Origin of the sequence: Asanoa sp. NPDC049573 (assembly GCF_040676615.1) — a bacterium.
Classification (GTDB): Bacteria; Actinomycetota; Actinomycetes; order Mycobacteriales; family Micromonosporaceae; genus Asanoa.
The window spans coordinates 51,429-65,084 of record NZ_JBFAPI010000011.1 but is presented as its reverse complement, the minus strand read 5'-3'; the positions used below and the strand labels follow the sequence as shown (position 1 = coordinate 65,084).

Annotated in this window: 17 protein-coding genes; 12 read left to right on the top strand and 5 right to left on the bottom strand. The window is 72.5% G+C overall.

The genetic code is table 11. From position 1 onward, the window contains the following. The first annotated feature begins 92 nt into the window (after positions 1 to 92). The 10 genes from AB0J74_RS23680 to AB0J74_RS23635 all read left to right on the top strand — a co-directional run bounded on the left by AB0J74_RS23680 (position 93) and on the right by AB0J74_RS23635 (position 7,384). Positions 93 to 617, top strand: coding sequence for a hypothetical protein (locus AB0J74_RS23680; protein ID WP_363451375.1), 525 nt, complete (start codon positions 93 to 95; stop codon positions 615 to 617). Continuing rightward, positions 614 to 1,639, top strand: coding sequence for a peptidoglycan-binding protein (locus AB0J74_RS23675; RefSeq protein ID WP_363451373.1), 1,026 nt, complete (start codon positions 614 to 616; stop codon positions 1,637 to 1,639). Before AB0J74_RS23680 ends, AB0J74_RS23675 begins: the two co-directional genes overlap by 4 nt. Next, complete coding sequence (locus AB0J74_RS23670) at positions 1,636 to 2,301, top strand: ABC transporter ATP-binding protein (protein ID WP_363451371.1); 666 nt, start codon at positions 1,636 to 1,638, stop codon at positions 2,299 to 2,301. Before AB0J74_RS23675 ends, AB0J74_RS23670 begins: the two co-directional genes overlap by 4 nt. Then, positions 2,298 to 3,476, top strand: coding sequence for an ABC transporter permease (locus AB0J74_RS23665; protein WP_363451726.1), 1,179 nt, complete (start codon positions 2,298 to 2,300; stop codon positions 3,474 to 3,476). Before AB0J74_RS23670 ends, AB0J74_RS23665 begins: the two co-directional genes overlap by 4 nt. 41 nt (positions 3,477 to 3,517) lie before the next feature. Then, a complete protein-coding gene (locus tag AB0J74_RS23660) occupies positions 3,518 to 3,856 on the top strand; it encodes a PadR family transcriptional regulator (RefSeq protein ID WP_363451369.1) in 339 nt (112 codons plus the stop codon). Then, complete coding sequence (locus AB0J74_RS23655) at positions 3,853 to 4,662, top strand: ATP-binding cassette domain-containing protein (protein WP_363451367.1); 810 nt, start codon at positions 3,853 to 3,855, stop codon at positions 4,660 to 4,662. Before AB0J74_RS23660 ends, AB0J74_RS23655 begins: the two co-directional genes overlap by 4 nt. Next, the gene (locus AB0J74_RS23650; protein ID WP_363451365.1) at positions 4,659 to 5,348 is read left to right on the top strand and encodes a hypothetical protein; all 690 of its coding nucleotides are present in this window, start codon (positions 4,659 to 4,661) and stop codon (positions 5,346 to 5,348) included. Before AB0J74_RS23655 ends, AB0J74_RS23650 begins: the two co-directional genes overlap by 4 nt. A gap of 32 nt (positions 5,349 to 5,380) precedes the next feature. Then, a complete protein-coding gene (locus AB0J74_RS23645) occupies positions 5,381 to 6,082 on the top strand; it encodes an alpha/beta hydrolase (RefSeq protein WP_363451363.1) in 702 nt (233 codons plus the stop codon). Between the two features lie 64 nt (positions 6,083 to 6,146). After that, positions 6,147 to 7,016: a mechanosensitive ion channel family protein gene (locus AB0J74_RS23640; protein ID WP_363451361.1), complete on the top strand. Its 870-nt coding sequence runs from the start codon at positions 6,147 to 6,149 to the stop codon at positions 7,014 to 7,016. Further along, positions 7,013 to 7,384, top strand: coding sequence for a hypothetical protein (locus AB0J74_RS23635; RefSeq protein ID WP_363451359.1), 372 nt, complete (start codon positions 7,013 to 7,015; stop codon positions 7,382 to 7,384). The genes AB0J74_RS23640 and AB0J74_RS23635 overlap by 4 nt, the downstream gene beginning before the upstream one ends. 11 nt (positions 7,385 to 7,395) lie before the next feature. Here the strand turns inward: AB0J74_RS23635 and AB0J74_RS23630 are convergent, their stop codons facing one another. Next, positions 7,396 to 7,833, bottom strand: a complete 438-nt coding sequence (locus AB0J74_RS23630; protein ID WP_363451357.1) for a hypothetical protein — start codon at positions 7,831 to 7,833, stop codon at positions 7,396 to 7,398. A gap of 64 nt (positions 7,834 to 7,897) precedes the next feature. Between AB0J74_RS23630 and AB0J74_RS23625 the strand changes: the two genes are divergently transcribed. Both AB0J74_RS23625 and AB0J74_RS23620 read left to right on the top strand, forming a co-directional pair. Next, complete coding sequence (locus tag AB0J74_RS23625) at positions 7,898 to 8,590, top strand: helix-turn-helix transcriptional regulator (protein ID WP_363451354.1); 693 nt, start codon at positions 7,898 to 7,900, stop codon at positions 8,588 to 8,590. A 1,165-nt stretch (positions 8,591 to 9,755) separates the two neighbouring features. Then, a complete protein-coding gene (locus AB0J74_RS23620; RefSeq protein ID WP_363451351.1) occupies positions 9,756 to 10,298 on the top strand; it encodes a YbaK/EbsC family protein in 543 nt (180 codons plus the stop codon). 29 nt (positions 10,299 to 10,327) lie between these two features. Here AB0J74_RS23620 and AB0J74_RS23615 read toward each other — a convergent pair whose 3' ends face one another. From AB0J74_RS23615 to AB0J74_RS23600, 4 genes are read right to left on the bottom strand one after another with little or no spacing between them, the layout of a single operon-like run. Continuing rightward, the gene (locus tag AB0J74_RS23615) at positions 10,328 to 10,966 is read right to left on the bottom strand and encodes a DsbA family oxidoreductase (RefSeq protein WP_363451349.1); all 639 of its coding nucleotides are present in this window, start codon (positions 10,964 to 10,966) and stop codon (positions 10,328 to 10,330) included. 19 nt (positions 10,967 to 10,985) lie between these two features. Then, positions 10,986 to 11,405 carry a SufE family protein gene (locus AB0J74_RS23610; RefSeq protein WP_363451347.1) on the bottom strand — a complete coding sequence of 140 codons (420 nt, stop codon included), beginning with the start codon at positions 11,403 to 11,405 and terminating at the stop codon, positions 10,986 to 10,988. A gap of 10 nt (positions 11,406 to 11,415) precedes the next feature. Next, positions 11,416 to 11,820: a CBS domain-containing protein gene (locus AB0J74_RS23605; protein WP_363451345.1), complete on the bottom strand. Its 405-nt coding sequence runs from the start codon at positions 11,818 to 11,820 to the stop codon at positions 11,416 to 11,418. A 51-nt stretch (positions 11,821 to 11,871) separates the two neighbouring features. Further along, on the bottom strand, positions 11,872 to 13,638 hold the full coding sequence (locus AB0J74_RS23600; RefSeq protein ID WP_363451343.1) for a proline--tRNA ligase: 1,767 nt from the start codon (positions 13,636 to 13,638) through the stop codon (positions 11,872 to 11,874). Positions 13,639 to 13,656 lie beyond the last annotated feature (18 nt).

The following is a 13,656-nucleotide window of genomic DNA, read 5'->3' as shown; positions in this document are numbered from 1 at the left end:
AAGGCCGCCATAAGCGATCGCGCCGGCTTGATGCCGGCCTTATCCGCGACCGCGTGCACTGCACAGCGACGTATTACGGAAAGGAGAAACCGATGACCGTCAAACGATGGCTGGCCGTACCCCTGCTGGCTCTCGGTCTTGGTCTGACCGCCTGTTCGGGTGCGGCGAAGCCCGCGGTGGCGACGGCCGGTGGTGGCGCGGCGACGGCCGGCCCGTCGCCGAGCGCGGTGTCCGACGAGGAGCGTGGCCGCCGGTTCACCGAGTGCATGCGGGAGCACGGCGTCGACCTGCCGGACCCCCAGCCCGGCGGCAAGCTCGGCGCCAGCCTGGACGGTGTCGACAAGGACAAGGTGTTCGCCGCCGTCGACGCGTGCCGCGAGTTCATGCCGAACGGTGGCGCCGACGCCAAACTCGACCCCGGACAACTCGACCGGCAGCGGGCGTTCGCGGAGTGCATGCGGGCCAACGGCGTGCCCGACTTCCCCGACCCGGATCCCGAGGGCGGCGCCATCCGCGAGTACATCCTCGACAAGCACGACGACGACGTGCTGGCCGCGCTGGACCAGTGCCGCGACATCGTGCCCGCGCCCAGCGGCAGCGCGGGGGCCGGCAAGTGAACCGGCGTGTGGTCCTGGCGACCGGCATCGCGGTGGTCGCGGCCGGTGCCGCGGCCACGGCCGCGGTCGGTTTCGGCGGCGGCGACGGGGGTACGGCGCACGCCGGCGAGCTGCCGTCGCGGACCGCCGTGGTGACCCGGCAGACGCTGGTCGACAGCGAGGAGGTCGACGGCTCGCTGGGCTACGGCGACCCGGTCGCGGTGCGCGGTAGCGGCGGCATGGTCACCTGGCTGGCGCCGGACGGCGCGACCGTGACCCGCGGCAAGCCGGTGTTCCGGGTCGACGGTGCGCCGGTCGTGCTGCTCTACGGCCCGCTGCCGGTCTACCGGCCGCTGTCGCGGGGCGTCGAGGGTCCCGACGTGGCCCAGTTCGAGCGCAACCTCGCGGCGCTGGGCTACACCGGCTTCACCGTCGACGACGACTACACCGGCGCGACCGCCGACGCGGTGCGGGACTGGCAAGGCGACCTGGGCGTCGACGAGACCGGCACGGTCACCGCAGGGCTGGTCGCCTACGCGCCGGGCCCGATCCGGATCGCCGGGCACACCGCACCGGTCGGTGCGCCGGCGGCCGGCCAGGTGGTCAGCTACACCGGCACGGCCCGACTGGTCACCGTCGACCTGCCGGTCGCGGACCGGCGCCTCGCGGTGGCCGGCGCGGCCGCCACGATCGAGTTGCCGGACGGCCGGACCGCACCGGGCACGGTGGCGACCGTCGGCGCGGTCGCCACGGCCCCGGCCCAGGGCGACCCCACCGTCGAGGTGACGGTGACGGTCGCCGACCAGAAGCTGCTCGGCGATCTCCAGGAGGGACCGGTCGACGTGTCGCTGACCGCGTCGCGGCGGGACGACGTGTTGACCGTGCCGGTCGAGGCGCTGGTCGCGCTGGCCGAGGGCGGCTACGGCGTGCAGTTGGCCGACGGCCGTTACCTCGCGGTCGAGACCGGGCTGTTCGCCGGCGGCCGGGTCGAGGTCACCGGCGCCGGGCTGGACGCGGGGATGACCGTGGGGGTGCCGTCATGACGCTGGTCGCGCTGCGCGACGTGCGCAAGGAGTATCCGGGCGGGGTGGTCGCCGTCGACGGCATCTCGCTGACCGTCGACGAGGGCGAACTGGTCGCCATCGTCGGACCGTCCGGCTCCGGCAAGTCGACCGTGCTGCACCTGGTGGGCACCCTCGACCGGCCGACCTCGGGACAGGTCGAGATCGCCGGGTACGACGTCGCCACTCTCTCCGACCGCCGGCTCTCCGCCCTGCGGGCCACCCTGATCGGCTTCGTCTTCCAGCAGTTCCACCTGGCACCGGGGGTGCCGGCGCTGGAGGCGGTCGCCGACGGCCTGCTCTATGCCGGCGTCCGCCGGTCGGCGCGGCTCTCCCGCGCCCGCGAGGCGCTGACCACCGTCGGGCTCGGGCACCGGTTGGGACACCGGCCGCACGAACTCTCCGGCGGCGAACGGCAGCGGGTCGCGATCGCCCGGGCCGTGGTCGGCGGCCCGTCGCTGCTGCTGGCCGACGAACCCACCGGCAACCTCGACTCGGCGTCGGGCGCCGCCGTGCTGGAGTTGCTGCGCGGCCTGCACGCCGCGGGCACCACGGTCATCGTGATCACCCACGATCGCGAGATCGCGGCCCAGTTGCCGCGGCGGGTCGAGATCCGCGACGGGGGTGTCACATGCGACTCCTGACCGCGGCCCGCCTCGGCCCGGCCGACCTGGCCCGGCTCGCCGTCGCCGGGTTGCGCTCCCGCCCGCTGCGGGCGGTGCTCGCCGCGCTCGGCATCGCGATCGGCATCGCCGCGATGACCGCGGTCGTCGGGGTTTCCGCGTCGAGCCGGGCCGAGTTGCACCGCACGCTCGATCGGCTGGGCACGAACCTGCTCACCGTAGGGCCGGGTACCAAGCTGTTCGCCGACGAGCCGGCCGAGTTGCCGGTCGAGGCGCCCGCGATGGTCGGCCGGATCGGCCCGGTCACCTCGGTCAGCGCGACCGGCCGCGTGGACGCCCGCGTCTACCGCACCGACCGGATACCGGCCGAGCGCAACGGCAGCATCGCGGTGGTGGCCAGCTATCTCGACCTGCCGGCCACCGTGGGCGCCACGGTCGCCGACGGGGCCTGGCTCAACACGGCCACCGCGCGGTATCCGGCCGTCGTGCTCGGCGCGGCCGCGGCGGCTCGGCTGGGCGCGGTCGCCGGGCAGCCGGTCTGGCTGGGTGACGCCTGGTTCACCGTGGTCGGCGTGCTCGCGCCGGTGCCGCTGGCGCCGGAACTCGACTCGTCGGCACTCGTCGGCTGGGAAGCGGCGACCGGCTATCTCGGCTTCGACGGGCACCCGACGACCATCTACACCCGGGCGGCCGAGCCGTCGGTCGAGGCGGTGGCCGCGGTGCTGGCCAACACCGCCAACCCCGAGTCGCCGTCGGAGGTGCAGGTGTCGCGGCCGTCCGACGCGCTCGCGGCCGGCCGGGCGGCCGACGACGCGTTCACCGGGCTGCTGCTCGGGCTCGGCGCGGTGGCGCTGCTGGTCGGCGGCGTCGGTGTCGCCAACACGATGGTGATCTCGGTGCTCGAACGGCGGGGCGAGATCGGGCTGCGCCGGTCGCTGGGCGCGACCCGCGGCCAGATCCGGGCGCAGTTCCTGGCCGAGTCGCTGTTGCTGTGCGCGCTGGGCGGGCTCGGTGGCGTGCTGCTCGGCATCGGGGTGACCACGGCGTACGCGATGACACAGGGTTGGCCCGTGGTCGTGCCGGCGTGGGCGTCGCTCGGTGCGGCCGGCGCGACGCTGCTGATCGGCGCCGTGGCCGGGCTCTATCCGGCCGTCCGGGCGGCGCGGTTGGCACCGACGGCGGCACTCGCGCACTAGATGGTTCCGCTATCTAGATGGCCGTGCTAGCGTGCTTGACCGTGGATCAAGATCGCCGTGCGCAGTGGTTGAGAGGCGTGCTCGACCTGTGCGTCCTCGGGCTGCTCGCGCGCGGCGACTCCTACGGCTACGAGCTGGCCCAGTCGTTGCAGACGGCCGGGCTCGGTGCGATCCAGGGCGGCACGCTCTATCCGGTGCTGCTGCGGTTGCAGCGCTCCGGCCTGGTGACCGTCTACTGGCGCGAGGGTGGCGGGGGTCCGGCCCGCAAGTACTACACGATCAGCGCCGCGGGCCTCGCGGTCGTCGCCGACGCCGCCGGGCAATGGGCGGCGTTCGCCGGCGGAGTGGGCGCGATACTCCAGGAAAGGACGGCGCGGTGAGACACGAGATCTGGCTGGCCGCACTCAGCGACGAACTCCGGCGGCACGGTGTCGGGCCCGACCTGGCGGGTCACGTCGTGGCCGAGGCCGCCGGGCACCTGCGCGACAGCGGCGAGCCACCGTTGCGCGCGTTCGGGCCGCCGGACGCCTATGCGGCGGCGGTCGCCGACAGCGTCGGTGGCCCGGCGTTCGTCTCGCGGTCCGCGGGTCCCGTGCGGCTGCGGGCGGTCGACATCGTCAAGAGGTACGGGAAGCGCACGGTGCTCTCCGGTGTCTCGTTGACCGTGCGGGCCGGGCAGGTCGCGGCCGTCGTCGGCGCCAACGGGTCGGGCAAGTCCACGTTTCTGCGGATCTGCGCGGGGCTGGACGGTGCCGACGGCGGCCAGGTCGAGGTGCACGGCACGCTCGGCTACTGCCCGCAGGCCGGCGGGACCGCCGACTTCCTGCGCGCCGACGAGCACTTCACGCTGATCGGGGCCGGTCGGGGCGTGTCGCGGCCGGCGGCCGCGCGAGCCGGCGCGCGGCAGGCGGCGGCGCTCGACTGGGCGCCCGGCGACGCCCAGGCCCGGCACCTGTCCGGTGGCACGCGGCAGAAGCTCAACCTCGTGCTGGCCGGGCTCGGCGACCCTGACGTGTTGCTGCTCGACGAGCCCTACCAGGGCTTCGACCGGGGCACCTATCTCGACTTCTGGCACGAGGTGTGGCGCTGGCGCGATGCCGGGCGGGCCGTCGTGGTGGTCACCCACCTGCTCAACCAGCTCGACCGGGTCGACGTGGTGCTCGACCTCTCGGGGGTGGCGGCGTGAACCGGACGCTGACGATCGCCGAGATGACACTGCGTGAGACGGGGCGGCGGCGCGGCGTACTCGTGCTGCTTCTGCTGTTGCCGTTGGCCTTTTACCTGGCTCGGCGGGGCGACCACCTGGGCCAGTCGATCAGGTTCGTGTGCCTGGGGTTGAGCTGGGCGCTGAGCACGGCGGCGCTGTTCGTGGGCTCGGCGGCGCGGTCGCTCGAACCGCGGCTGCGGCTGTCGGGCTATCGCACGCACCAGCTTTTCCTCGGGCGGCTGGTCGCGTTGTGGACGCTCGGTGTCGCGCTGTCGCTGCCGTACTTCGCCTTGATCCGATTCGACCAACACGATGTGCGGTACGGCGCGATCGCGGTGATCATGCTGCTCGGCGCGCTCGTGGCGCCGCTGTTCGGACTCGCGGTCAGCGCGCTGCTGCCGCGCGATCTGGAAGGCATGCTGGTGCTGCTCACCGTGGTCGGGCTGCAGATGATCCTCGACCCGGCGGGCAACGCGGCGCGGGTATTGCCGTTCTGGTTCAGCCGGGAGATCGGGACCTACGCGATCGACCACACGTCGGTCGGATATCTCGATCGCGGGGTGCTGCACGGTGTGCTCACGGCGGGGTTGTTGCTGCTGGTGGTCGCGGTGGCGTTCGGGATCCGGCTGCGCCGGCGGCCGCATGTGCGGTTCGTCGAGGTGTGATTTCGTCGGTGGGTGGGCCTAGCCTGCCCGGCATGGACATCGTGCTGATTCCCGGTTTCTGGCTCGACGCGTCGTCGTGGGACGACGTTGTTCCGGTGCTCGCCGCAGCCGGGCACCGCAGTCATCCGCTGACCCTGCCCGGCATGGATCGTGGCGCCGCCGACCGATCCGCGATCACCGCCCGCGACCAGGTCGACGCGGTGGTGGCGGTGGTCGACGCGCTCGAGCCGGGCGTCGTCCTGGTCGGGCACTCCGGCGGCGGCGCGATCGCGCACGCCGTGGTCGACGCGCGACCCGACCGGATCGCCCGCGTGGTCTACGTCGACTCGGTGCCGATCGCCGACGGCGACAACATCAACCCCAACCTGGCGGCGGTCGACGGCGAAGTGCCGCTGCCCGACTGGTCCGAGTTCGACGACGAAAGCCTGGTCGACCTCGACGACTCGTTGCGCGCCGCCTTCCGGGCCCGGGCGATCCCGACGCCGGCGCGTGTGACGTCCGACAAGTTCACCCTTTCCGACCCGCGGCGTTACGAGGTGCCGGCGATGGTGATCGCGTGCGAGATGCCGAGCGGCATGCTGCGCCATTTCATCGACGAAGGCCATGCCTACACGGCGGAGTTGGCACGGGTTCGTGACGTCAGTTACATCGACTTGCCCACCTCGCACTGGCCGCAGCTCACCCGCCCGGTGCAGCTCGGCGAGGCGATCGTGCGGGCTGTTCAACCGGCCTGACGAGCTGCTCGGCTGGTGCGGCCACCGACCGGTCGTGTCAGGATGGGTTGCCATGGCGGTGGCGATGGCTCCAATCAACGATCTGACCGACTGGCTACGCGGCGACGGTCTGGAGATCGTGCTTTTCGTCACCGGCGCGATCCTGCTGGCCCGTCTCACCCACTGGATAAGTGGCCGCATCTACCGGCGCATCGACGCCCGGCCGGCGGGCGCCGAACAGATCGCCGACGAGGGCGCCAAACACCGCCACGTCGTGACCCAGGGCCTGACCTGGGTCGTGATCGTGACGATCTACTCGATCGCGGCCGTCCTCATCGTGGCGAGGCTCGGCGTCCCGGTGACCGGCCTGGTCGCCCCGGCGGCGGTGCTCGGTGTCGCACTGGGCTTCGGCGCCCAGCGCATCGTGCAAGACATCCTGGCCGGCACGTTCATCATCTTCGAGCGGCAGTACGGCTTCGGTGACGTGATCCGCTTCGCCGCGCTCGGCTCCGAGGGCGGGGTGACCGGCACCGTCGAAGAGGTCACGCTGCGGATCACCCGCCTGCGCACCCTGCAGGGCGAGGTCGTGATCGTGCCCAACGGGCAGATCGCCCAGGTCATCAACATGTCCCGCGACTGGGCCCGGGCCGTGGTCGACGTGCCGGTGCCGATCAGCGTCGACCTGACCCGGGCCCGCGAGATCCTGCAGGAGGTCACCACCGCGTCCGTCGAAGACCCGGCCCTCGGCCAGTTGCTGCTCGACGCGCCCACGGTCCTCGGCGTGCAGAGCATGGAGGTCGACTCCGTGCACCTGCGGGTCGTCGCCCGCACGCTGCCCGGCAAGCAGTTCGACGTCGGGCGCGAACTGCGCTCGCGGGTGGCGATCGCCTTCCAGCACGAGGGCATCCTGGTCGCCGCCCAGGTCGACACGGCCGAGCCGATGGCCGCCTCATGAGCCCGCTACGCCGGTTGGGCAGGGTCCGCCTGTCCACGATCATCCTGGCCGTGGTGTTCGTGGTGGCCTTCGTCGCGTACCTGTTCGTGCGGCCCGATCCCGAGGCCGCGGGCGGCCAGGCCCCACCCCGGCGCCCGGTGGTCGACCAGCGCGACGACGTTCCTTCGCCGCGGCCGACGACGCCGCGGCCGACCGCGCGGCAGCCCTCTCCGACGGCGACACCGCGGCCGACGGAGACGCCGTCCCGGCCACCGTCGCCGAGCCAGCGGCCGACGACCCGCCCGACGGAGCCGCCGGAGTCGCCCGCCGCCCCGACGACACCGCCATCCCCCACGGCGCCGGCGCCATCGGAGGCGCCGAGCGACTGACGCGGGTCGGGTTAGTCGGTCCCGTCGACCATGCGTGCGTAGTAGGTGATGTTGGCGACGTGCTCGACCACCTGGCGCAGGCTCCAGGCGTCGTCAGGCTTGTGGTCGAGCGTCTCCGGTTCGAGCGCCACCAGCCGCGCGCGGTAGCAGGCGGCCAACCGGGTCAGCCGGCTCCGGGCCTCGTCGAGGTCCACCTCGGTGAAATGCGCGAAGTCGGCGTGCGTGGTGACCGTCCGTCCGTGCCACTCGTCGGCAACGGTCGGCAGCCCGGCGAGCCGGCAGTCGATCTCGGCGAGGTGGTCGACCAGATGATCGGCGACCCGGCGGATCGCCTTGTGCGGCGTCCACGCGTTGCCGTCGCGATAGACCGGCCGCCCATCCCAGCCGAGCCAGCCGGTGGCCCGGGCCAGCACCTCGTCGACCGCCTGCGGAATCAACTCCGTGATCATGGAGCGACCGTAGGCTCGGAACGCTTCGGCCGGGCCCGAACTGTCCCGGGCCTACTGTTGGCCGATGACCACCGATGTCGACCTGACGGCGGTCGCCCGGTTGATCGCCGAACCGGCCCGGGCGGCGATGCTCGACGCCCTGCTCTCCGGCCAGTCACTGGCCGCGGGCGAACTGGCCCGCGCCGGCGGCGTACAGGCCTCGACGGCGAGCGGCCACCTGAGCCAACTCCTCGACGGCGGCCTGATCTCGGTCACACACAGCGGCCGCCACCGCTACTTCCGCCTGGCGTCCTCGGATGTCGCCCACGCGCTGGAGGCGCTGGGCGCGATCAGCCCGCCACGGCCGATCCGCTCGCTACGCCAGGCCCGCACCGACGAGGCGATGACCTTCGCCCGAACCTGCTACGACCACCTGGCCGGCGTCGTGGCGGTCGCCCTGGTGGACGCGTTCGTGTCGCAGTCGCTGCTGACCGCGGGTGGCGACGGCTTCACCCTGACCGCGGACGGGGCGTCCGCGCTGGCCGACGCCGGGGTGGACGTCGCGGGCCCGCAGGCGAGCCGGCGGGCGTTCGCCCGCTCATGCCTCGACTTCACCGAGCGCCGGCCACATCTCGCGGGGGCGCTGGGGGCGGCGGTGTGTGAACACGCGTTGGGGGAGGGGTGGTTCGTCCGCCGGGCCCCGGGGCACCGCGCCCTGCGCATCACCGACGAGGGCCGCCGGCAGCTCGAAAAGCGCTGGAACATCACCACGCCGTAGCGGTGCCGCGCGTCCGGGCCGTAGGTGGCGGCGGGCCTTGACGTGGGTGCGTGATGGGCTGGCTGGCGGTGTGCTGGGGTCGTGGGTCTGGGCTGTAGGTGGCGGCGGGCCTTGACATGGGTGCCTGATGGGCTAGCTGGCGGCGCGTCGGCGTCGTGGGTCCGGGCCGTAGGTGGCGCTGGCCCCCACGTGGGTGCCTGATGGGCCAGCCGGCCGCGCCCCGGCCGCGGCCTGGCGTTCGCGAGCGGCGCTCTGTTCGTCCCGGTCGAGCGGTGGCTTGGCGCCTACGTGGCCAGGGCCCGGCACGCGGCGGCCAGCGCGGGCCGGCGGCGAGCGCCAGATCGAGCCTTGCGGGCGGCGCCTGCGGCTCGCCGAGCTGTCGCGCCGGCCCGCGCGCCCGCGGTCGGTGCGGCAAACGCGCTGCGGTCGCCGGCCAGCAGCTGCTGCTGCGGCCGAACGCGCGGGCTAACGGTAGGGGACCCCGGCCGCGACCTGCGCCTGCCCAGCGGTGGCATCGCGGCGCTCCGCTCGCGGCCTGCGGGCGCCGGTGGGGGGTCCTGCCACCGCAACGGGTGCAGCAGCAGAGGCTGCTCGATCCGCCCGATCGCGCTGCAATCGGTCGACTGAGCGCTCGCGTCGGCGACGCGGCCGAGTTACGGGATGCGGTAACAGGAAGAGCGAGGCCTCAAAGGGGGGCGGACGACCTCGGCGATCTTCGCCTCGGTGTCGGCCACGTGCCAGTAGGCGTGCTGCCACCGTCGACACGCCGACCAGCCGATCCAGGTTCGCCGGTTGAGACGGTCGAGGTCTGCCGGTTGTGGGACGCACCAGGCCAAGGACGGCACCTTCGCGACCTGGGGTGCGGCAACGGACCGATACGACTCCATGCCCCACCGGCAAGACGGGTGACGAGCGGTTCTCGACGCGACCCGACTCAAAGCGGCCCCAGCTACGTTTCGCAGCTCCGCCAGACCCAGCCGAACTCGGCCGCCCCCTGGTAAGGGCTGCGTCGGCACCCCGTCGGCCGGAGCGAGGCGATCACCTAGCGCGAAGTCGCACCGCCAGGCTGAGGGCAGGAGCCGCCGCCCAGGGGGATCTCGCGGGCGCGCGGCGTGAATGAGCGGGCCGTACGGCTCCGTGGTGACGTGGCAGGATCGGCGCTGTGATGGGAACGCTGAAAACCGAAGCCGCTCTGGCCCGGGTGGACCTGTTGGCGAAGCCGGTTGTGGATGCCCTGGAGAACTGGCCCGCGGGCGCCTCGGTGCCGGTTGACCACATCCTCGTCGCGCCGATCGATCCTGACCTTGCGGACACTGCCGCCTTCTGTGACGCCTACGAGGTCGGGCTCGATGTGTCGGCCAACTGTGTGATCGTGGCCGGCAAGCGGGGCGGCGACGTGCGTTACGCCGCCTGCCTGGTGCTCGCCACCACCCGGGCCGATGTCAACGGCGTCGTGCGGAAGATGCTCGACGTGCGTAAGGCCAGCTTCGCGCCGATGGACGAAGCGGTGGAGATGACCGGCATGGAGTACGGCGGCATCACGCCGATCGGGTTGCCGGCCGACTGGCCGATCCTGGTCGACGCCCGGGTCGCCGCGACGCCGCGGGTGATCATCGGGTCCGGGGTGCGGCACAGCAAGATCGAGCTGCCGGGATCGGCACTCGGTTTACTGCCCAACGCCCAGGTGGTCGACGACCTGGCCCGCTGACGGCCCATGTTCCACGTGGAACATGAAGATCAACTGGCTGAGGCGGCCTCGCGCTGCTCGACCTCGGCCAGCACCTGCAGCAGGGTCGCGGGCTCCTGGGCGCCGCTCACGCCGTACTTGCCGGCGAAGACGAACATCGGCACCGCGGTGATCCCCAGGTCGCGCGCCTCAGCCAGCTCGGCGCGCAGCTCGTCGGTGCCTTCGCCGGACGAGAGGTAGGCCAGCGCCTCGGCCGGATCCAGCCCGACCGTGCCGGCCAGCCGCGCCAACTCGGCGTGCGAACCCACGTCGACGCCGTCGACGAAGTGCGCCTGGTAGAGCGCCTCGACCAGTTCGGCGGACTTGCCGACCTGGTCGGCCAGGCGGACCAGGCGGTGCGCGTCGAACGTGTTGGCCGTCAGCGACTTGGCGAAGTTGATCTCCAGGCCGTCGCGGGCCGCGGTCTGGGCGGTCTGCTCGGTGATCTGGCGGGCCCGCTCCGGGCCGCCGAACTTGCGCGCCAGCGCCTCGATGGTCGGCTCGGGCCGCGGCACCGGGGACGGGTCGAGCTGGAACGGGCGGTAGCGCACCGTCACGTCGCCGGGGTAGGACTCGAGGGCCTTCTCCAGCCGGCGCTTGCCGATGAAGCACCAGGGGCAGACGACGTCGCCGTAGATTTCGATCTCCACGGCAGGGGGAACCCGCGGCTCAGGCGATCTGTTCCCGCACCTGACGCTTGAGCCGAGCCAGGATCGCGCCGCCCCCGCGTACCCGCAGCGGGCTGATCGCCTGCGCCAGGCCCATCTGCTGGTAGAGGTCGTCGGGCACGGAGAGCACCTCGTCGGCCGTCGCGCCGGCCAGGCCCTCGGACAGGATGCCGGCGAAGGCCCTGGTCGTCGGGGCCTCCGGCGGGCAGTCGAACCACGCGGTCACCGTCTTGTCGTCGGCCACCTCGACCTTGAGGAAGAACGGTGTCTGGCATTCGGGCACGGGTTCCATGCCGGCATGGCCGGCCAGCGAGGCCGGCAACGCCGGCACCGCGTCGGAGTATTCGAGCAGCATCTCGAGCACGACATCGCGCGGCGCGGTGCGGAACTCTTCGACGATCTCGGCCAGCTTCGGTGGCATGCAGGCAAGACTAGTTGCGTTGGCCGGAGACTGCCGTTTCGTGGATCAACGCAAGGTCGCCCATCGCGATGATGCCGACCAACTGGCGGTCGGCGTCGGCGACCAGGACGCGCCGCACGGCACGCTGGCGCATCAGGTCGGCCGCCTCCTTGAGGGTCGCCGACTGCTCGATGATCACGATCTCGCGCACCGCGACCTCGCCGAGCGTCACCGCGGACGGCTTCTTGTTGGTGGCCACGGCCCGCACGACGATGTCGCGGTCGGTGGCCATGCCCGCCAGGTTGGCGCCCTCGGTCACCACGACGTCACCGATGTCTGCTTCGGCCATCGCCCGCGCGGCCTCGTCGAGAGGTGTCTGCGACGGTAGGTAGACGATCCGCTTGGTCATCACGTCCGAGACACGCATTGTCGCCACGGCCCCTCCCGGTCCCCCTCGTGTAGCGGCGGTAGACCGGCCGCCGCTGCGCTAAGCCGACGGTACGCCGGAAATGCCGGCGCGCGCCGCAATCGCCTCAGCAAGCGTCTCGACGGGAATGTCCTCTCGCTCGCCGGTTGCCCGATCACGCACTTCCACGAACCCCTCGCCGAAACGGCGGCCGACCACGACGGCCAGCGGGATGCCGATCAGCTCGGCGTCGGTGAACTTGACCCCCGGCGAGACCTGCGGGCGGTCGTCGACCAGCACCCGCAGACCGAGGCCCGACAGCCGTGCACCGAGCGCGAGCGCGCCGGCCACCTGGTCGCCCTTGCCGGCCGCGATGAGGTGCACGTCGACCGGGGCGATCGCCGCCGGCCAGAGCAGCCCGCGCTCGTCGTGGTGCTGCTCGGCGACCGCCGCGACGGCACGCGAGATGCCGATCCCGTAGCAGCCCATGGTCGGCCGCACCGGCTTGCCGTCGGCACCGAGCGCGTCGATCGAGAAGGCGTCGGTGAACCGCCGGCCCAGCTGGAAGATGTGGCCGATCTCGACGCCGCGCCGCATCGTCAGCACGCCGTCGCCGCACGCCGGGCAGGGGTCGCCATCCCGCACCTCCGCGGCCTCGATCGTGCCGTCGGCCACGAAATCGCGCCCGTGCGTGACGTGCACGGCATGCCGGCCGACCTCATTCGCCCCGGTCAGCCAGGCCGTGCCGACCGCGACCCGCGGGTCGACCAGATAGCGGATGCCGAGCCCGGCGAGCACCTGCGGCCCGATGTAGCCGCGCACCAGCGACGGCACCGCGGCCCAGTCGTCGAACATCTCGACGGTCGCGGGGGCGACCGCCGCGGCCAGCCGCTTCATGTCGACCTCGCGGTCACCGGGCACCCCGATCACCAGTGGGGCGGGCTTGCCACCGGGCGGCGTCACCGCCACCACCACGTTCTTCAGCGTGTCGGCGGCCGTCCAGTCGGCCCGATCGCCGAGCCGACCCGCGTTGGCCAGCGCGACCAGCGACTCGATGGTCGGCGTGTCCGGCGTGTCATGGCTGGTTGCCGCGGGCTGCGCGAGCGGATCCCCGGAGACCGCCGGCGCCGTGACCACGGCCTCGGTGTTGGCCGCATAGGAACAGGCGGCACAGCCGACGTAGGTGTCTTCACCGATCGGCGTGGTGGCCAGGAACTCCTCGGACGCCGACCCACCCATCAGCCCGGAAACGGCCGAGACGATGGCATAGGTCAACCCCAACCGATCAAAGATCCGCTGGTACGCCTCGCGCAGCGCCGCATAGGCCGCACGCAGCCCGTCGTCGGAAAGGTCGAACGAATAGGCGTCTTTCATCAGGAACTCGCGCCCGCGGATCAACCCGGCGCGCGGCCGCGTTTCGTCACGGAACTTGGTCTGCACCTGATAGAGCAGCACCGGATAGTCGCGGTAGGAGCTGAACAGGTCGCGCACCAGCAGCGCGAACATCTCCTCGTGGGTGGGCGCCAGCAGCAGTTCGGCGCCGCGCCGGTCGGTCAGCGTGAAGATGTCGTCGCCGTATTCGGTCCATCGCCCGCTCGTCTCGTAGGGCTCGCGCGGGAGCAACGCCGGGAACAGCACCTCCTGGCCGCCCACCGCGGCCATCTCCGCGCGGACCACCTCGGTGACCCGGTCGAGCACCAGCTTGCCGAGCGGCAGCCAGGTGAACCCACCCGGCGCGGCCCGCCGGATGTAGCCGGCCCGCAGCAGCAGGCGGTGACTGGCGACCTCGGCGTCGGCCGGATCCTCGCGCAGCGTGCGGAGGAACAGCGTCGACATGCGGAGCAACATTTGCGCAGCTTAGGCCGG